We start from the raw sequence: 19,498 nt of genomic DNA, 5'->3' as shown, positions 1-19,498 counted from the left end.
GTTAGAAATACCGGTTGATAAGGGTTTTATCAAGGGGAAATATTGTTATAGCAACAACATTATTTTCTAGAACAGAGAAGTCGGTGGAGACCATCGAGCGTCATCAGTAGGATAGGCCGGCTGTCTTACCGCCCGTCGCGATGCCGCCACCCCCGTTCAACCGCCTGTTAGGAGCCCCTATGGACCGCGTGCGCAACCTGCTGGAAAAGATCCAGAGCCGCCTGGACGACCTGAACAAGGCTGAACGCAAGGTCGCCGAGGTGATCCTCTACGACCCCCAGCAGGCCACCCGCTTCAGCATTGCCGCTCTCGCCCAGGCTGCCGGGGTCAGCGAGCCGACGGTCAACCGCTTCTGCCGCTCCTTCGGCGCCAACGGCTACCCGGAACTGAAGATGCAGCTGGCGCAGAGCCTGGCCAGTGGCGCCGCCTACGTCAGCCGTGCGGTGTCCGCCGACGACGGCCCCGAGGCCTACACCCGGAAGATCTTCGGCAGCACCATCGCCTCGCTCGACGCCGCCTGCCAGAGCCTCGACGCACAGCACGTCAGCCGCGCCGTCGACCTGCTGATCCAGGCGCGGCAGATCCACTTCTTCGGCCTCGGCGCCTCGTCCTCGGTGGCGCTGGACGCACAGCACAAGTTCTTCCGCTTCAACCTGGCGGTGTCGGCCCACTCCGACGTGCTGATGCAACGCATGATCGCCTCGGTGGCGCACACCGGCGACCTGTTCGTGATCATTTCCTACACCGGGCGCACCCGCGAGCTGGTGGAGGTCGCCCGCCTGGCGCGCGAGAACGGCGCCTCGGTGCTCGGCCTCACCGCCGCCGGCTCGCCGCTGGCCAAGGCCAGCACCCTGAGCCTGGACATTCCGCTGCCGGAAGACACCGACATCTACATGCCGATGACCTCGCGCATCATCCAGCTCACCGTGCTCGACGTGCTCGCCACCGGCGTCACCCTGCGCCGTGGCGTGGACTTCCAGCCACACCTGCGCAAGATCAAGGAGAGCCTCAGCGCCAGCCGCTACCCGGCGGACGAGGAACCGCTGTAAGGCGTTTGCAGGAGCGTGCCGGCACGCGATCCGTGCCCCCCCCTGGAAAAAGCATCGCCGGCAAGCCGGCCCCTACGACCCGGGTATGTGGCGCTACGCGCAGCGGCTGCGCACCTGACCCGGCCAGCAGCGCTTCTGCTAGGCTGGCCGACTTTTCCGAACCTGCCAGGAAACACACCATGCAAGCCCTGATCACCCTCAGCCGCTTCATCGGCAACACCTTCGCCGTCTGGGTGCTGCTGTTCGCCATCGCGGCCTTCTTCCAGCCCAGCTGGTTCCTGCCGCTGACCGCCTGGATCGTCCCGCTGCTCGGGCTGATCATGTTCGGCATGGGCCTGACCCTCAAGGCTGCCGACTTCCAGGAAGTCGCGCGCCGGCCACTGGCGGTGCTGCTTGGCGTGGTGGCGCAATTCAGCATCATGCCGCTGCTGGCCTGGGCGCTGTGCCAGGCCTTCGCGCTGCCGGCGGAAATCGCCGTCGGCGTGATACTGGTGGGCTGCTGCCCGGGCGGCACGGCCTCCAACGTCATCACCTGGTTCGCCCGTGGCGACCTGGCGCTGTCGGTGTCGATCACCGCCGTGACCACCCTGCTCGCCCCGCTGGTGACGCCCGCGCTGATCTGGCTGCTGGCCTCGGAATGGCTGCCGGTGTCCTTCAGCGCCATGTTCATTTCCATCCTCAAGATGGTGCTGCTGCCCATCGTGCTCGGCCTGGTCGCCCAGCGCCTGCTGGGTGAGCGGGTGAAGACCGCCGTCGAGGTGCTGCCGCTGATATCGGTGGTGAGCATCGTCGCCATCGTCGCGGCAGTGGTGGCCGCCAGCCAGGGCAAGATCGCCGAGTCCGGCCTGCTGATCATGGCCGTGGTGATCCTGCACAACGGCATCGGCCTGGGCCTGGGCTACCTGGCCGGGCGCCTGTTCGGCATGTCGCTGGCACAACGCAAGACCCTGTCCATCGAGGTCGGCATGCAGAACTCCGGCCTCGGCGCCGCCCTGGCCAGCGCTCACTTCAGCCCGCTGGCCGCCGTGCCCAGCGCCCTGTTCAGCGTCTGGCACAACCTCTCCGGGCCACTGCTGGCAACCCTCTACCGGCGCATGGGCCAGGGCACAGGCACGCACAGCGACTGAGCCGAGCACTCGCACCAATCCGGGGCACCTTGCCCCGGACGCGCCGATATGCACAATAATGGCGCACGCGAGGACGACCTCCACACCCTGAGCCCAGGGTGGCTCATCCGGGGACGGCCCCTTCAGTCACCCCTGGAGGCTACATGTCCTGGATCATCCTGCTGCTCGCCGGCCTGTTCGAAGTCGGCTGGGCCATCGGCCTGAAATACACCGACGGCTTCACCCGCCCCCTGCCCACCGCCCTGACCGTCTGCGCGATGCTGATCAGCCTCGGCCTGCTCGGCCTGGCCATGAAGGAACTGCCGCTGGGCACGGCCTACGCCATCTGGACCGGTGTCGGCGCCGTGGGCACGGTGATCGCTGGCATCATTCTGTTCGGTGAGTCGATGGCCCTGCTGCGCCTGGCCAGCGTGGCGCTGATCGTCTGCGGCCTGATCGGGCTCAAGCTGAGCCATTGAACAAGCCGAGGCCAGCCCGGCGGGAGGTGCTTCAGCAGCGCGGCGCCGCCTGCATGACTGCAGCCCCTCCCCCCCTGAATTCAGATCAACGCCAGTCCCCGCGCAGCTCCGCCACCTGCGCCTGCAGCACCTCACGCCTGGCGTCCTGCGCGGCGACGGGCTGGCCCGCCACCAGGCACACCCGCGACCACAGGCGCTTGAACAAGCCCTTGTGCGGGTCACGGCTGAAGAAGCTGCCCCACAGCCCCTGCAGGGCCATGGGGATCACCGGCACCGGGTTCTCGTCGAGAATGCGCTCGACCCCGGCCTTGAACTCGTCGATCTCGCCATCGGTGGTCAGCTTGCCCTCGGGGAAGATGCACACCAGCTCGCCATTGCGCAGGTACTCGGCGATCTTCTTGAACGCCGCGTCGTAGATCAGTAGGTCCTCGTTGCGCCCGGCGATCGGCACCGTACCGGCCGTGCGGAAGACGAAGTTGAGCACCGGCAGGTCGTAGATCCGGTAGTACATGACGAACCGAATCGGCCGCCGCACCGCGCCACCGATCAGCAGCGCATCGACGAAGGACACGTGGTTGCACACCAGCACCGCAGCGCCTTCGTCAGGAATCGCCTCGAGCCCCTTGTGCTCGACCCGGTACATCGAATGCCCGAGCAGCCAGATGAGAAAGCGCATGCTGAACTCGGGGACGATCTTGAAGATGTAGCTGTTGACCGCGATGTTCATCAGCGACACCACCAGGAACAGCTGCGGAATCGACAGCCCGGCGACGCTGAGGAAGAGAATCGCGACGACGGCCGAGACCACCATGAACAGCGCATTGAGGATGTTGTTGGCGGCGATCACCCGCGCCCGCTCGTGCTCCGCCGTGCGCGACTGAATCAGCGCATACAGCGGCACGATGTAGAAGCCGCCGAACAGACCGATGCCGAGGATGCAGCCGAGGATCCACCAGGCCTGGCCATGCCCCAGCAGCGCCAGCCAGTCGTGCGGCGCGGCGCCCTGCGGAAAGCCGCCGGAGAACCACCAGAGCAGGATGCCGAACAGGGTCAGGCCGATGGAGCCGAACGGCACCAGGCCGATCTCCACCTTGTGCCCGCTCATGCGCTCGCACAGCATCGACCCCAGGCCGATGCCCAGCGAGAACACGGTGAGGATCAGCGTCACCACGCTCTCGTCGCCGTACAGCCACGCCTTGGAGTAGGCCGGAATCTGCGTCAGGTAGATCGCGCCGAGAAACCAGAACCAGGAGTTGCCCACCAGCGAGCGCGACACCGCCGGGCGCTGGCCCAGGCCGAGTTTCATGATCACCCAGGACTGGCGGAAGATATTCCAGTCCAGCTGCAACTCCGGCATGGCCGCCGAGGCCTTCGGAATGCCCTGGCTGGCCAGGTAGCCGAGCACCGCCACCCCCACCACCGAAGCGGCGACGATGGGCGCGTAGCTGCTGCTGGCCATCATCACCCCGGCACCGATGGTGCCCGCGAGGATCGCCAGGAAGGTGCCCATTTCCACCAGCGCGTTGCCCCCCACCAGCTCCTGCTCCTGCAGGTGCTGCGGCAGGATCGAATACTTCACCGGACCGAACAGCGCCGACTGCGTGCCCATGGCGAACAGCACGCCGAGCATCAGCGGCAGGCTGTCGAGCAGCACCCCGGCAGCCCCGGCGAGCATGATGAAGATCTCGGCGAGCTTGATCTTGCGGATCAGCGCGTCCTTGGCGAACTTCTCGCCGAACTGGCCGCCCAGCGCGGAAAACAGAAAGAACGGCAGGATGAACAGCAGCGCGCAGAGATTGACCAGCAGATCGCGGTCGACGCCTGTGTTGAGCTTGAAGAGGATGGCGAGAATCAGCGACTGCTTGAAGATGTTGTCGTTGAAGGCGCCGAGCAATTGCGTCATGAAGAACGGCAGGAAGCGCTTCTTGCCGAGCAGGGCGAATTGCGATTGTTGGGTCATCGTCCATGGTCCTCGCGGGGGTTGGTTTGCCCGCACAGGCATTTGACTGCAAATACCCTCCAGAAAGCCACAGCGCAAATGCGAACGCCTTGGCGATCACGCGGAGCCGCAGGGCGAATGTCGCCTCTCACATCCACCAGCACCGTAGGGTGGATGTCGCCCTTTACATCCACCAGAGCGGTGGATCGCTGAAGCGTGCCCCATCCGTGCACGGCCCGAAAAACGAGCAAAAAAAACGGCAGCCCAATCGGGCTACCGTTCTCGAACTCGGAGAAAACGTCAGCGCCTCGCACTGACTACAACCTCACCTGCATTCCCTGAGGAATGCAGGCGCAGTCTGACAAAAGCCCGGGGCAACGTCCGTTTAGCTTTGTTAACTGCCTGCAAAGAAATGTAAACGATGGATGACTGGACAGTCCGCCGCGCGGCACAATCGCGGCCATGAATGCCTACCACCCCGCCTGCTGCAGCCCGCTCGACGACCACGACCCACTGCCCCGCCCGCTGGCCGGTGCGCAGCTGATCAGCACGCGCTTCGACCCCACGCAGCTGGCCGCCGACGACTTCCCCCGCTGCGCCATCGCGCCAGTGCGCGGCGTGGCCAAGCGCCAGGCCGAATACCTGGCCGGTCGCCTCTGCGCCCGCGAAGCCCTGCGCCGCGTGACCGGCAACGCCCAGGTGCCGGCCGTCGGTGACGATCGTGCGCCGCAGTGGCCTTCAGGCGTCGCCGGCTCGATCACCCACGGTGACAACTGGGCCGCCGCGCTGGTCGCCCCGCGCAATCGCTGGCGCGCCCTGGGCCTGGACGTGGAGCGCCTGCTGCCGACGGAGCGCGCCCTGCGCCTGCAGGGAGAGATTCTCACCGAGGCCGAGCTGCAGCGCCTGCAGCCTCTGGACGACGCGGCCCGCGCCCTGCGCATCAGCCTGACCTTCTCGCTGAAGGAAAGCCTGTTCAAGGCGCTCTACCCGCTGACCCTGACGCGCTTCTATTTCCACGACGCCGAGCTGCTCGAAGCCGATCACGACAGCGCCCGCCTGCGCCTGCTGATCGACCTGCACCCGGACTGGCGCACGGGCGCCGAGCTGGAGGGCCAGTTCGCCCGGTTCGACGACAGGCTGCTCAGCCTGGTCGCCGTGGCAGCCTGAGCGCCCTACTCCCCCTGACGCCGTGGCCACACCAGGCTGAAGCGCGCACCGCCGAGGCTGTCGCTGCAACCGATCTGCGCCCGACCGCCATGCCAGTAGATGATCCGCCGCACGATGGACAGGCCGAGGCCGTGCCCGCCGGAGGCCCGCGTGCGACTGTCGTCGAGACGCAGGAAGGGGCTGAACAGGCGCTCCCAGGCCTCTTCCGGCACGCCCGGACCATCGTCCTCGACATCGATCCGGCAGCGTTTGTAGCCCACCTGGCAACTGATCAGCACACGCCCCTCGGCATGACGCATGGCGTTGCTCACCAGGTTCTGCAGGGCACGGTGCAGGTAGCGCGGTTCGGCTTCGACCCAGCACACCCCGCCCGCCTGCACGCTGAGCACCGCGCCGCACTCCACGCGCACCCGATTGCTCAGCGGCGCCAGCTCGTCAATCACCTGGTCGATCAGCGCCTTGAGCTCCACCTGCTGGAAGTTCAGCGCCGGCGAGCCCTGCTCCAGGCGCGCGTAGGTGAGCATCTCGTCGACCAGCTTGTCGAGGTCCTGGATGTCGCTGTCCATGCCCTCCATGTACGTGCTGCGCGCCGCCTCGTTCGGCGCATCGGCGATCATCTCCAGGCCGAAGCGCAGGCGCGCCACCGGCGTGCGCAGCTCGTGGGACACCGCCCGCACCAGCTCGCGCTGGGTACTCAGCGAAGTCTGCAGGTGCTCGGCCATGGCGTTGAAGCTGCTCGCCAGGCGCCCCACCGAGTCGGCGCCACGCGCCGGCACGCGGGCATCCAGGCGGCCACTGGCAATCCGCGTGGCGGCGCCCTCGAGCCCGCGCAGGCGCTGCTCCAGGGAGCGCACCAGCAGGTAGACGATCAGGCCGATCAGGCTCAGCCCCAGCGCGCCGATCAGCACCAGCAGCTGCGGCGGATAGGGATTCATCTGGTACAGCGGACCGATCTCCAGCACCCAGGGCGTGTCGACGATGCCGGAGAAGACATAGATCGAGTCACCACCCTTGCCCAGCGCCATCACCGTGTCGCCCTCGTCGATCCGCCGACGCTGGTCGAGATCGATGCTGGCATCCTCCAGCTGCACCAGTTGCAGGTCGAAGCCGAACTGCTTGTCCTCCTTCAGCTCGGCCAGGCGGCGCGGCTGTTCGTCCACCGGATAACGCACCAGTTCGTCGATCAGCAGGTAGTTGGTGGCCCGCGCCAGCTGCTCGCTGACCTGCTGGATCTCGCCGGTCAGCAGCAACGGCTGCTTGCCGTCGAGCAGGCCATAGACCCTGGCCGAGTGCGGCCCGGTCTGCTGCACCAGCACGTGGCCGCGCTGCAGGCGATTGCGCTCGCGGCTCTCCAGCGCCACGTCGCTCATCGCCTGCAGCTCCAGGGGAATACCGAGCAGCCGCGACCACACGACCAGGGCGCGCCGGCGCTCCACCTCGTTCATCGGCAGCAGGTTGTCCGCCATCAGGCGAAAGGTGCCGCGCGCCAGGCTTTCACGGTACTGGTCGGCGCGCACCTCGTTGACCAGGTGCAGCGCGCCGACGCCAAGCAGCGCCACCAGCACCAGCGCGGCGAGCATGCCGCCGTAGATACGCAGGAAGATCGAATTCATGGGCGCCCGGTCAGTTGCGCACGACGGGCGCCGCGTCGCCGTGCGGCAGCGCCTCGGCGGCTTCGGCGACGAACAGGTAGCCCTTGCTGCGCACCGTCTTGATCAGACGCGGGTGCATGGGGTCGTCGCCGATCTTCGGGCGGATGCGCGAGATGCGCACGTCGATGGAACGGTCCTGGCCGTCGTACTCGATGCCGCGCAGGGCGTTGAAGATCTCCTCGCGCGAGAGGATGCGCCCGGCGTTGACCGCCAGCAGCCAGAGCAGGTCGAACTCGGCGCTGGTCAGCTCGATGCCCTGCTCGCCGAGCCAGGCCTCGCGCATGGCGCTGTCGATGGCCAGCGGGCCGAACTGCAGGCGTCGTGGCTGGCCTTCGTCGCGCTCGCCCTCCGCGCCTTCGCGCCTTCGCAGCAGCGCCCGGATGCGCGCCAGCAACACACGCGGGCGCACCGGCTTGCACACATAGTCGTCGGCGCCCATCTCCAGGCCCAGCACCTGGTCCATGTCGTCGGTGCGGGCGGTGAGCATCAGGATCGGCCCCTTGTAGCCCGCACGCACCTTGCGGCAGATGCTCAGGCCGTCTTCGCCCGGCAGCATCAGGTCGAGGATCACCAGGTCCGGCTGCTCGGCGAGAATGCGCGCGGCGGCACGGGCGCCGTCGGCCTCGATGGCCACGCGCAAGCCGTTGCCTTCCAGATACTCGCGGGTCAACTGCGCCAGGCGTTGGTCATCCTCGACGATCAGAATCTGCCACGCTTCTTGTTCCACACCCTATCCCCTTTCGCATGCCGGCCAGTGCCGCAACCACAGCGGCCATTCTAGGGGTTGTCAGCACCTCGGTGCGAGCGGCAAACCAGGCTCCTGCGCCGCACGCCAGGCGCTAGCACAGCACATGCCAAGATCACTACATATAGTGTTAGTCTGTGCGGCACCGGGCAGCTTCGCCAACGCGTGCAGATCCTTCCGTCAGGGGCGACGAACGGTCATCGGCAGCCAGAGCCAGAGAACACGGGCGCTTGGCCCGGCACACCCACAAGGCACTCACATCTTATCCACAGGTTGTTCTTTTCCCGGCGCCTTGCAATGCCTCAAACAGCGCACTATCTTGTATCCCCATCGCGCGACACCCACCAGATGTTGGGTCACAACGAAAAACTGGACACTACAAGAACGCATCGCGCAAGCCCTTTTCACAGGGTTTTCCAGGTATTTCGTTCAAACGTTTTGCACGACCCGGGCCTGACCCGGGTCATGGCCACGCCGCATCGCTCGACGATACGCGTGAGCAGGTCAGACAGTGAACAGATTCAGCTGTCGACCACTATATGTAGTAGGTGAGGTGCCGTAATGCCTCGCCAGACTTATGCGCCAGGACGGCACTTCAAGTCGTGCCCACCCTGCCAGCTCTTGCGACACCCCGTGCCCGGCCTCGCCTGCCGCGTGCGGAACAGTTGTTAATGGAATGAACGGCGGACAAGGCGCGGCATCTACTGTCGTGACGTCCAACCAGAAAATTACAGAACACGGAGATCTCCATGCATACCGACACCACTCGCGAGAACCCGCAGGCCGTGGCGCCGCAGGCCGCCGATTCCTCCCAGGATCTGGCAGCCACCGCGCCCGGCCAACTGCGCGTGATCAAGCGCAACGGCACCGTCGTCCCCTACACCGATGACAAGATCACCGTTGCCATCACCAAGGCGTTCCTCGCTGTGGAAGGTGGCACCGCCGCCGCCTCGTCGCGTATCCATGACACCGTCGCGCGCCTGACCGAGCAGGTCACCGCCACCTTCAAGCGCCGCATGCCGTCCGGCGGCACCATCCACATCGAAGAGATCCAGGACCAGGTCGAACTGGCCCTGATGCGCGCCGGCGAGCAGAAGGTCGCCCGCGACTACGTGATCTACCGCGAAGCCCAGGCCAACAAGCGCAAGAGCGCCAACGCCGGCAGCGACATCGCACAGCCGCACCCGAGCATCCGCATCACCACCGCCAGCGGTGAACTGCAGCCGCTGGACATGGGCCGCCTGCAGACCATCATCCGCGAAGCCTGCGAAGGCCTGGCCGAGGTCGACGGTTCGCTGATCGAGCGCGAAACCCTGAAGAACCTGTACGACGGCGTGGCCGAGAAGGACGTCAACACCGCCCTGGTGATGACCGCCCGTACCCTGGTCGAGCGTGAGCCGAACTACAGCTACGTCACCGCCCGCCTGCTGATGGACAACATCCGCGCCGAGGCCCTGAGCTTCCTCGACATCACCACCAGCGCCACTCACCACGAGATGGCCGACCTGTACGCCAAGGCCCTGCCGGCCTACGTCGACAAAGGCGCCGAGTTCGAACTGCTCGACCCGAAACTGAAAGAGTACGACCTGGAGAAACTGGGCCGCGCGCTGAACCACGAGCGTGACCAGCAGTTCACCTACCTCGGCCTGCAGACCCTGTACGACCGCTACTTCATCCACAAGGACGGCATCCGCTTCGAACTGCCGCAGGTGTTCTTCATGCGCGTGGCCATGGGCCTGGCCATCGAAGAGCCGAAGAACCGCGAAGAGCGCGCCATCGAGTTCTACAACCTGCTGTCCTCGTTCGACTACATGGCGTCGACCCCGACCCTGTTCAACGCCGGCACCCTGCGTCCGCAGCTGTCCTCGTGCTACCTGACCACCGTGCCGGACGACCTGTCGGGCATCTACGGCGCCATCCACGACAACGCCATGCTGTCCAAATTCGCCGGCGGCCTGGGCAATGACTGGACCCCGGTGCGCGCGCTGGGCTCCTACATCAAGGGCACCAACGGCAAGTCCCAGGGCGTCGTGCCCTTCCTCAAGGTGGTCAACGACACCGCCGTCGCCGTCAACCAGGGTGGCAAGCGCAAGGGCGCGGTCTGCGCCTACCTGGAAACCTGGCACATGGACATCGAGGAATTCCTCGAGCTGCGCAAGAACACCGGTGACGACCGTCGTCGTACCCACGACATGAACACCGCCAACTGGATTCCGGACCTGTTCATGAAGCGCGTCTTCGAAGACGGCAAGTGGACCCTGTTCTCCCCGAGCGAAGTGCCGGACCTGCACGACCTGACCGGCAAGGCCTTCGAAGAGCGCTACGAGTACTACGAAGCCCTGATCGAGTACGGCAAGATCAAGCTGTACAAGACCATCCAGGCCAAGGACCTGTGGCGCAAGATGCTCTCGATGCTGTTCGAGACCGGCCACCCGTGGCTGACCTTCAAGGACCCGTGCAACCTGCGCAGCCCGCAGCAGCACGTCGGCGTGGTACACAGCTCCAACCTGTGCACCGAGATCACCCTGAACACCAACAAGGACGAGATCGCCGTCTGCAACCTGGGTTCGGTCAACCTGGTCAACCACATCGTCGACGGCAAGCTGGACATCGAGAAACTCGGCCGCACCGTCAAGACCGCTGTACGCATGCTCGATAACGTCATCGACATCAACTACTACAGCGTCGACCAGGCACGTAACTCCAACTTCAAGCACCGTCCGGTCGGCCTCGGCCTGATGGGCTTCCAGGACGCCCTGTACCTGCAGCACATCGCCTACGGTTCCGATGCCGCCATCGACTTCGCCGACAAGTCGATGGAAGCCATCAGCTACTACGCCATCCAGGCTTCCTGTGACCTGGCCGACGAGCGCGGCAGCTACAGCAGCTTCGAAGGTTCGCTGTGGAGCAAGGGCATCCTGCCGCTGGACTCCCAGCAACTGCTGATCGAAGCCCGTGGCCAGAAGTACATCGACGTCGACCTCTCCGAGTCGCTGGACTGGGCGCCGGTGCGCGAGCGCGTGAAGAAAGGCATCCGCAACTCGAACATCATGGCCATCGCGCCGACCGCGACCATCTCCAACATCATTGGCGTGTCGCAGTCCATCGAGCCGACCTACCAGAACCTGTACGTGAAATCGAACCTCTCCGGCGAATTCACCGTGATCAACCCCTACCTGGTACGCGACCTGAAGAACCGCGGCCTGTGGGACCCGGTCATGGTCAATGACCTGAAGTACTACGACGGCTCCGTGCAGCAGATCGAGCGCATCCCGCAGGACCTCAAGGACCTGTACGCCACCGCGTTCGAAGTGGAAACCAAGTGGATCGTCGACGCCGCCAGCCGCCGCCAGAAGTGGATCGACCAGGCGCAGTCGCTGAACCTGTACATCGCCGGCGCTTCGGGCAAGAAGCTGGACGTGACCTATCGCATGGCCTGGTACCGTGGTCTGAAAACCACCTACTACCTCCGTGCCCTGGCCGCCACCAGCACCGAGAAGTCCACCATCAACACCGGCAAGCTCAACGCGGTATCCGCCGGTGGTGACGACGGCTTCTCGGCCAAGGCCCAGGCCCCTGCCCAGCAGGCCGCCCCGGCTCCGGCGCCAGTACCCAAGGCCTGCGCCATCGACGAACCCGACTGCGAAGCTTGTCAGTAAGGCTGACGCGTGGATCTGAGCGGCATTCGCGGCGTTACCTGCTAGAGCGGCCCCCATCACGTACATGCGTACGCTCAGGGGCTCCACTCCAGCAGGTGCCTTGCGACTACTCGCTCAGCTGCACGCTCGAAGGTCTGATGCAGTTCTAGAGCAAAGCATCATTAAGTCCCCTCTCCCGCTTGCGGGAGAGGGTCAGGGAGAGGGCAAGGCTCTTCCGTAGGAGCGGTTTCAGCCGCGAAGCTCGCGATTGGAGCCGCTCCTGCAGAACCAACCCTCCCCACCAATTCCCGCCCTCCTCCTCCGGGTCGAGCGGCAACGGTCAGCCAGCAATCCACCGCCTGCTGACCAGCGGTACCCGATCACCCTTGCGCGCACCACGCAACGGAACATAATTCAAATTATCTGTATATCCATACAGGCCGGTACATTCACCGGCCCTCACGCAGGAGTCAAGCCATGCTGAGCTGGGATGAATTCGACAAGGAAGACGGCGCCGAAGCAGTCGCCGCAAGCAAAGCCACCGCACAGAGCGCCAGCACCAACTTCGACAAGCTCGACAGCGAAGCTGCCGGCTCGGTCGAAGAAGCACGCGCCGTTGACGCCAACGACTCCGACGCCGTCGCCCGCGCCAAGAAAGCCCTGAACGACCTCGACATCCAGGAAGGCCTGGACGACCTCGAAGGCGCCGCCGCGCGCGTACAGGTCGGCGACAAGCAGATGATCAACGCCCGCGCCGACCTCAACCAGCTCGTACCCTTCAAGTACGACTGGGCCTGGCAGAAGTATCTGGATGGTTGCGCCAACCACTGGATGCCGCAGGAAGTGAACATGAACGCCGACATCGCGCTGTGGAAATCCACGGACGGTCTCAGCGAAGACGAGCGCCGCATCGTCATGCGCAACCTCGGCTTCTTCTCCACCGCCGACAGCCTGGTTGCCAACAACCTGGTCCTGGCCGTGTACCGCCTGATCACCAACCCCGAGTGCCGCCAGTACATCCTGCGCCAGGCCTTCGAGGAAGCGATCCACACCCACGCCTACCAGTACTGCATCGAGTCGCTGGGCATGGATGAAGGCGAAATCTTCAACATGTACCACGAGATCCCGAGCGTCGCGAAGAAAGCCTCCTGGGGCCTCAAGTACACCCGCTCGATCTCCGATCCCAAGTTCCAGACCGGCACCCCGGAAACCGACCGCCAATTCCTGCGCAACCTGATCGCTTACTACTGCGTACTGGAAGGCATCTTCTTCTACTGCGGCTTCACCCAGATCCTGTCCATGGGCCGCCGCAACAAGATGACCGGCACCGCCGAGCAGTTCCAGTACATCCTGCGCGACGAATCCATGCACCTGAACTTCGGCATCGACGTGATCAACCAGATCAAGATCGAGAACCCGCACCTGTGGGATGCCCAGATGAAGGACGAAGCGACCCAGATGATCCTGCAGGGCACCCAGCTGGAGATCGAATACGCGCGTGACACCATGCCGCGCGGCGTGCTGGGCATGAACGCGGCGATGATGGAGGACTACCTCAAATTCATCGCCAACCGCCGCCTGACCCAGATCGGCCTGAAGGAAGAGTACCCGGGCACCACCAACCCCTTCCCGTGGATGAGCGAGATCATGGACCTGAAGAAGGAGAAGAACTTCTTCGAGACCCGAGTGATCGAGTATCAGACTGGTGGGGCGTTGAGCTGGGATTGATTCCTGGGTCTGGACCGTTAGGAACACTCAAAAGCGCTTTGCCTGGATATGGATGTTCAGCCTAGCGAGAGAAAATGAAAGCCCCGCCTCGTGCGGGGCTTTTCTATTCCACGATCCAGCCAATCAACGATATTTCGATATGACGAGTATCAAAAGGCATGCAGTGCACAACAGGTGGCAGATCAAACCGATGATTGAAAGGGGCCATGCCTCAGGTACGAAAGACCGCTGAAACACGCCCTGTTCAAGCTACTCATTCAGCCCATACAGAATGTCTGCAGTGGGAATCTGCAGGACGCCTGAACGGTACGATTTGAAGCCATAAGCCGTAGCTGTATACACGCAGGGAACGAACTGCTTGCCCTGTAGAACACGCCGCAACTCATCACCCTTCAGCGCACGCATACTTCGCCCGCCATTGAGGCTTTCATAGAAACTTAATGCCGACCTGTATACCCAGGTATCGCCATGCCGCACCGCTTGAGTGACCGGAACCAAACCGCTGGCTGAATATTGATCGGCTTCATGGTCCATGGAAACTTCACCACCCTCGAGCGAACAGCGAAGCATGCTGCTTATAGGGCGTTTGTTTTGTTCAAAGACATTCAAAAAATTGACAGTCGATGAAAAGCTCACTTCATACAATGATGTATTCCCCTCACGACTACCCTTAAAATAACCAAGCTCCGCAGGAGGTGAATCGTAATTTCTTGCACACCCTAGAAAGAGCAGCGCAACAACCAGCCAAAGACATTTAGACAAGACAGCCACCGTCTATATAACTAATGATGGACTCGAATAGGATATCAGCGAGTAGCCGGACAATTCCTAACTGCGGATGAAAAGAGCTTCATCCACCCGACGCAGGAATACCTGCTCGCGTAATTTGTAGGGTGGACAACGCGAAGCTTGTCCACCAAGGTTCATGCCATCGTCAAAGCGAGTAGCCCGAACCATCGCTGATGGTGGATGAAAAGAGCGTCATCCACCCTACGCCAGCAGACTACGCAGAGCGTCACAGCCGGGCCACCACACCGCAGCCCTGAAAGCTATCGGGCGGCCATGGTTGTTGATGGAGAAACACTGCAGCACACTAAACACTCATCGTAAGGAGACGACGAAAGTGCAGGACACGCCCGGCCAAATCCCCTTGATCATCCTCGACGTTCAGGACGCCATCGATCAGCCCGTCTGGAATGACAAAAGTCACCCCGATTACCTGTCCGTCATCCAACGCCTCCTGCAATTCTGGCGCTCGAACGGCTGGCCAGTTCTTCACGTAAAGCACGATGAAAAGACGCCCACCTCCAGCTATTACCTTCATGGCCCCTGGAATGGCATCAAAAAGGAAGTCGCGCCGACAGAGGGCGAAGCCGTCATCATCAAGAATGAAAACTGCGCATTCATAGGCACCCGGCTGGATGCTGTTTTAAAAGGAATGCAAGCAAAACGTATCGTTCTAACTGGCGTTGTGATCCATAACAGCATGGATGCCACGGTCCGCGCCGGAAAAGCACTCGGGTACACCATCATCCTCCCTTCGGATGCCACGACCGCGGTACCTGTCATTGGACCAGATGGGACCGGCTGGGATGCCTCGACCGTTCATGCGCTGACGCTGGCCATACTGGGCGCCGAATATGCCGAGGTCATGTCATCAGACACGTTGATCACACAACTCAGCCAATGACGTGGCAGGGAGTAGCCCGGACAACCGCTGCTGGTGGATGAAAAGAGCGTCATCCACCCTACGGTCTGAACGCGGGGTTCGACCTGTAGGGTGGACAACGCGCAGCTTGTCCACCATGGTTCTGGCATCACCCGCGCTCAAGGATGAGCCGCCATGCCCAATTACCGACGCGCCCGCGTTCCCGGTGCCACTTACTTTTTCACCGTCAACCTGCACGATCGTGGCAGCGATCTGCTGATCCGCGAAATCGACCTGCTGCGCGAAACGGTACGCGCCACCAAAGCGCGCCATCCCTTTCATATCGATGCCTGGGTGGTGCTACCCGAGCACATGCATTGCCTGTGGACACTCCCGCCAGGCGATGCCGACTTCGCCCGGCGCTGGAAGGTGATCAAGTTCGCCTTCAGCAGGCGCTTGCCCAGCACTGAAACACTCAACGCCAGCCAGCAAAATCGTCGCGAACGGGGCATCTGGCAACGACGTTGCTGGGAGCATCTGATTCGGGACGAGCGCGACTACCAGCACCACTTCGATTACATCCACTACAACCCGCTCAAACACGGCCATGTGCAACGGCTGGTGGACTGGCCCTATTCGAGTTTCCATCGGGCAGTGGCGGAAGGTATTTACCCTGCAGATTGGTGCGCTGTGCCGGAGCAGGTCGAGGAGAACTATGGTGAATGAGCTACCCGCTGGTGGATAAGAAGACCTCATCCACCCTACTGACTAACGGGCGGCCAAAAGCGAAGATTTTGGACGTCCAGCGAACGCAGTGGTGACCGTTGAGCGCATTTCTAGGCGTGCCTACGCTTTATATTCACTGTCGCCAACCATGGTTACGTACCCGCTAGACCAGTGATCTTTGTCGAGTTCATATAGATCAATGTAAAAGCCTTGTTCTTGGTCGGTGATGTCTGGATCGATTATTTCCGGGTATTTGCAGAAACCAGGCTGCATAGATAAGCGCTTGATCGCAGTCTCTGCCGCGTCGTATGAACTGTAGACACCAATGAATAAAACACTTTCCTCACCAGAGGGGAGAATGTGCATGTGCTGTACAACGTGTACGCTCTTCATAAACGCCTAACGTAGAGGTAAAGGGGCCGGGGCGCGTAGTGCGGAGGGAACCCAAACGCAGCTTTTGTAGTGGTCCACTTGACCGCCATGTCGGACCACAGGCTCACTGCTCATCCTCTGGTCGAAGTGGCGAGTATGACCAGTTGAATGACGAAATTATGTCCAGGGCAAAGTGATCAAGCTCCGCTCGGTAGTGATGCTCATGTGGAACGGGAACTGATGTGGTGCCCTTACTGAAGCCAAGTGATTGCAGCGCAGCTGAGAACTGCTCAATCGGGCCATAGGCGAACAGTTGATCGTGACGATCCCAGACGATAGTGCCTTTGTCACTCGGGGAGTGCGCCCAAATGTCAAAACGGGCATCCCCTGAGAGAAACTCACTGAATTGAGCCAAGAACCCTTTAACTTCCGCGAGAGAAAGCGCCTCGCTTTGATAGCGCCCAGCCTCCGCTTCCCCTCGCGGTGTATGAAGCACATAGAGCAAGTAATACGGGGGCTCCATACACTCGACCATGCGCTCAAAAATAGTTGGGTCGCTACCTGGGACTCCCGCAACGATGCGATCACCAGCGCTAAAGACGGGAGCGTAAGAATGGGCAACCCATTCTCCATTTACCAAGTGTCCGAGTCGATACATGAATGGCCTAACGTTTGGTTAAGGGTACGGCTTTGGCGAGTAGCCGAACACTCGCTGTTGGTGGATGAAAAGAGCGTCATCCACCCTACAGACTATCGTCCCGTGTAGCAGCAAATGACCGACACTAAGCGCACTCCCAGTGTTCGCCAGTGCGCTCAGCCGTCCTCGTCGGAATAATCGTGAATCAGTACGCATTGCTGCTGGTGAGGACAGAGGTGTGCAAGACATTGCACATAGGTGGCGGGTTAGGATCATGCCGTTCAACAGGGAGCTACATTCATGAGCGGAAAACCGGCGGCTCGCCAATCTGACCCAACCTCTTGCCCTCTGCCAGGTCACGGCAACAACCCTGTCGCAACTGGCTCTCCCAACGTAATCTTCGATGGCCTTCCAGCAGCCAGAATGGCTGACACCACAGCATGTGGTGGCTCAATTGTAGGCGCTGTTTCCAACACGGTATTCATCAATGGTATGCCGGCCACGACAATAGGGAGCACCACCAATCATGGCGGCGTTATCGTCGGCGGCTCCGGGACGGTAATCATCGGAGATGCAGTGGTTCAATCCGCATTTGCCACACCAGCCAATCTCGCCTTCGCTGCGACGCAGGCACTTCTGGCGAACAGTCGAAGCGCCCCTGCCCCGGCTGCCGCATTAGCCAGCCATTTTGTCGCACCCGCTCAGACGCCACCGCCTGCGACAGCTCCCGCTGATCCACTGAGCGCTGCGACGGCCATCCTCGATAGCTTCCAAAATCAGCAAACTACGGCCCGCGTCTTCAACGACCCAGCCAATCCAATAGGGACTGCCGCCGACCCGTTCGAGAAAAGCAAAATCACCGATCAACTGCGAACACGGGTAGCCAAGGCGCATGGTCAGCAGCCGACATCCCAAAGCAGAATTGCCGCCTATCCCAATCAGCAAGACACGAGCCTGTGTGGCCCCGCTGCTTTTTTCTATGCCTTATTGATGGACAGGCCCGACCTCTACGCCCAAACGATTACCGAGCTGTGGGAAACGGGGGAAACCACAATTGGGCAGCTGCATATCAAGCCCAGCTATGACTGTCGTAATCCTTCCAATTTCAGCGATAGCACCGAAGGCGACCGAATATCCGCGATTGACTGGATATCTCTAGCCAGCCTGCGGGATAGTGAAAATGCCTTTATGGATTACGACTCTCCGAGCGACCAGGTCGCAGGTATCACTCTTCCGAGCAAACTCAAATCTTGGTTCGTCCAGGCCGGTGCGACGGTCCTTTTCGACAATATCCAATTTCGCTGGCACATCAACCAAGCACAGTTCATGGAGCTCCTGAATCACTTGGGGCCGCATAGTCATGTCACCTCGCTCGTGTGTGCCACGATGGTCGAAGGCGGTATGGGCGTGGGCAAAAATCATTGGATCGCATGGGAGCAGGCGCCCCAGACACACAGCGGAACTATCACCAGCGGAACGAACCCAAGCGAGCTAATCAGCAACTCGAGTCTGTTTTCCTGGGGTTACGTCGGACACCAGGTGCGCCGCGGCTATACGCTTTCTCAATTGCTGACCGATATCTTCGGGGGTTTGGTATTTAGCCGAATCCCCTGAGCCAAATTGAAAGGACTCATATGCTGCGAAGATCATTGCTGGTCGCATTTCTTACTCTGTCCCTTGCGGGCTGCGAGACGGCCATGCTCGGCAGCGTGGCCGCAAACTGCGCGCTGAGAACAGCGCCGACATTGCTGCCGGAGACGCTGCCGACAGGCCAGGTGGGTAAGCCGTACCGCGTCGCCCTTGAAGTCATCGATGCGCCGGCACCGGTTCATGGCATCTACGTGAGCGACGCGCAGCCACTGCCGGAAGGCCTGCGAATCGAACATCAAGATAGAGACAACCACGGCCTCATCGTCGGAACACCAACCTGGGCCGGCGTCTATGAGGTTCACCTGTCCGCGGGTACCTATGGCACCCAGTGCGCCGGGCTGCGCGCTCGTCGAATCTACACGTTGCATGTCATCGAGTAGAAACCGCGACAGGGACGCCTGATCCCTCCCAATCGCCCGTCACGGACGTCGAGAAGCAATGCTCTCGGCCGGCCTACACCTCGGGTTTGGCGGAGCGGCTCAGTCCCTGGGCTGGTGTTCGATCCGCTCAGCAGGCTCGGCAGGTAGCAGCGGTTCGGCAGCACTCAGCGTCAGCCAGACAGCGCGCAGGATATTGATCGCCGCCATGCTCAGGTGCTGTTCGGCGGCATACAGAGCCAGTTCGGCGGCCGCGCGCTTCTCCTCCCGGCTCAGATGCGCGGCCTTGAAGCCCATCTCGGCATCGACACTGGCCAGCATCTGCTGAATTTCCCGCACCGCCTGCTCCGAGGCATCGCGCATGCTCTCCACCAGGTGGCTGGCTTCAGCCGGTGTCATGGCCAGAGCGCGAACGCTGCGAAAGGTCAGCCGCGCGGGTAAGGTGGCCACACGAAACCCGGTGGAAACGAGCTTACCAATCATGTCGATCACTCCTGTGGTTCTTGCGATGGGTACCCGTAACCTATCCCAAGCCGCCGCTTGAGTGCTTCCTCTGCGGCTGCCGCTGGTCGCCAAGCCAGTAGC

The 19,498-nt window shown here is 62.2% G+C and carries 16 protein-coding genes and 1 pseudogene; 10 read left to right on the top strand and 7 right to left on the bottom strand.

From position 1 onward, the window contains the following. Window positions 1-179: 179 nt before the first annotated feature. From EPK82_RS15955 to sugE, 3 genes are all read left to right on the top strand, one after another. Complete coding sequence (locus tag EPK82_RS15955; RefSeq protein WP_037056402.1) at window positions 180-1,049, top strand: MurR/RpiR family transcriptional regulator; 870 nt, start codon at window positions 180-182, stop codon at window positions 1,047-1,049. 179 nt (window positions 1,050-1,228) lie between these two features. Further along, window positions 1,229-2,176 (top strand): bile acid:sodium symporter family protein, encoded by a 948-nt coding sequence (locus EPK82_RS15950; RefSeq protein ID WP_037056404.1) that lies wholly within the window; start codon window positions 1,229-1,231, stop codon window positions 2,174-2,176. 143 nt (window positions 2,177-2,319) lie between these two features. After that, window positions 2,320-2,634, top strand: coding sequence for a quaternary ammonium compound efflux SMR transporter SugE (gene sugE / locus EPK82_RS15945; RefSeq protein WP_037056406.1), 315 nt, complete (start codon window positions 2,320-2,322; stop codon window positions 2,632-2,634). Between the two features lie 85 nt (window positions 2,635-2,719). Here the strand turns inward: sugE and EPK82_RS15940 are convergent, their stop codons facing one another. Beyond that, window positions 2,720-4,594 carry an MFS transporter gene (locus tag EPK82_RS15940; RefSeq protein WP_134677210.1) on the bottom strand — a complete coding sequence of 625 codons (1,875 nt, stop codon included), beginning with the start codon at window positions 4,592-4,594 and terminating at the stop codon, window positions 2,720-2,722. A 441-nt stretch (window positions 4,595-5,035) separates the two neighbouring features. Between EPK82_RS15940 and EPK82_RS15935 the strand changes: the two genes are divergently transcribed. After that, window positions 5,036-5,740 (top strand): 4'-phosphopantetheinyl transferase family protein, encoded by a 705-nt coding sequence (locus EPK82_RS15935; protein ID WP_134677208.1) that lies wholly within the window; start codon window positions 5,036-5,038, stop codon window positions 5,738-5,740. Window positions 5,741-5,745: 5 nt separating this feature from the next. On the opposite strand, the gene EPK82_RS15930 is transcribed toward EPK82_RS15935, so the two are convergent. After that, window positions 5,746-7,353, bottom strand: a complete 1,608-nt coding sequence (locus EPK82_RS15930; protein ID WP_134677206.1) for an ATP-binding protein — start codon at window positions 7,351-7,353, stop codon at window positions 5,746-5,748. A gap of 10 nt (window positions 7,354-7,363) precedes the next feature. Further along, window positions 7,364-8,119: a response regulator gene (locus tag EPK82_RS15925; RefSeq protein WP_047590854.1), complete on the bottom strand. Its 756-nt coding sequence runs from the start codon at window positions 8,117-8,119 to the stop codon at window positions 7,364-7,366. 767 nt (window positions 8,120-8,886) lie between these two features. Between EPK82_RS15925 and EPK82_RS15920 the strand changes: the two genes are divergently transcribed. Together EPK82_RS15920 and EPK82_RS15915 are read left to right on the top strand one after the other, a co-directional pair. After that, entirely contained in the window at window positions 8,887-11,796 is a 2,910-nt protein-coding gene (locus EPK82_RS15920) for a ribonucleoside-diphosphate reductase subunit alpha (RefSeq protein WP_047590851.1), read from the top strand. 456 nt (window positions 11,797-12,252) lie between these two features. Beyond that, window positions 12,253-13,503 (top strand): ribonucleotide-diphosphate reductase subunit beta, encoded by a 1,251-nt coding sequence (locus EPK82_RS15915; protein WP_037056419.1) that lies wholly within the window; start codon window positions 12,253-12,255, stop codon window positions 13,501-13,503. 249 nt (window positions 13,504-13,752) lie between these two features. Here the strand turns inward: EPK82_RS15915 and EPK82_RS15910 are convergent, their stop codons facing one another. After that, on the bottom strand, window positions 13,753-14,037 hold the full coding sequence (locus EPK82_RS15910; protein WP_134677205.1) for a hypothetical protein: 285 nt from the start codon (window positions 14,035-14,037) through the stop codon (window positions 13,753-13,755). A gap of 589 nt (window positions 14,038-14,626) precedes the next feature. On the opposite strand from EPK82_RS15910, the gene EPK82_RS15905 reads away from it, so the two are divergent. After that, a complete protein-coding gene (locus EPK82_RS15905) occupies window positions 14,627-15,193 on the top strand; it encodes an isochorismatase family protein (protein ID WP_134677203.1) in 567 nt (188 codons plus the stop codon). Between the two features lie 153 nt (window positions 15,194-15,346). Then, window positions 15,347-15,877 (top strand): REP-associated tyrosine transposase, encoded by a 531-nt coding sequence (locus tag EPK82_RS15900; RefSeq protein ID WP_134677201.1) that lies wholly within the window; start codon window positions 15,347-15,349, stop codon window positions 15,875-15,877. 120 nt (window positions 15,878-15,997) lie between these two features. Here EPK82_RS15900 and EPK82_RS25250 read toward each other — a convergent pair whose 3' ends face one another. Together EPK82_RS25250 and EPK82_RS15890 are read right to left on the bottom strand one after the other, a co-directional pair. Further along, window positions 15,998-16,270, bottom strand: a complete 273-nt coding sequence (locus EPK82_RS25250; RefSeq protein WP_134677200.1) for a DUF7336 domain-containing protein — start codon at window positions 16,268-16,270, stop codon at window positions 15,998-16,000. Between the two features lie 103 nt (window positions 16,271-16,373). Further along, window positions 16,374-16,754 carry a hypothetical protein gene (locus tag EPK82_RS15890; protein ID WP_244229993.1) on the bottom strand — a complete coding sequence of 127 codons (381 nt, stop codon included), beginning with the start codon at window positions 16,752-16,754 and terminating at the stop codon, window positions 16,374-16,376. A gap of 432 nt (window positions 16,755-17,186) precedes the next feature. On the opposite strand from EPK82_RS15890, the pseudogene EPK82_RS25030 reads away from it, so the two are divergent. Together EPK82_RS25030 and EPK82_RS15875 are read left to right on the top strand one after the other, a co-directional pair. Further along, a pseudogene (locus EPK82_RS25030) lies at window positions 17,187-17,469 on the top strand (PAAR domain-containing protein); the annotation flags it as partial. 1,114 nt (window positions 17,470-18,583) lie between these two features. Continuing rightward, complete coding sequence (locus EPK82_RS15875; RefSeq protein WP_134677198.1) at window positions 18,584-18,916, top strand: hypothetical protein; 333 nt, start codon at window positions 18,584-18,586, stop codon at window positions 18,914-18,916. A gap of 99 nt (window positions 18,917-19,015) precedes the next feature. Here the strand turns inward: EPK82_RS15875 and EPK82_RS15870 are convergent, their stop codons facing one another. Further along, the gene (locus EPK82_RS15870) at window positions 19,016-19,396 is read right to left on the bottom strand and encodes a hypothetical protein (protein WP_134677196.1); all 381 of its coding nucleotides are present in this window, start codon (window positions 19,394-19,396) and stop codon (window positions 19,016-19,018) included. Between the last annotated feature and the right edge of the window lie 102 nt (window positions 19,397-19,498).

The organism is Ectopseudomonas khazarica, from assembly GCF_004521985.1.
Taxonomy (GTDB): domain Bacteria; phylum Pseudomonadota; class Gammaproteobacteria; order Pseudomonadales; family Pseudomonadaceae; genus Aquipseudomonas; species Aquipseudomonas khazarica.
This window is presented reverse-complemented; position numbering and strand designations above follow the sequence as displayed.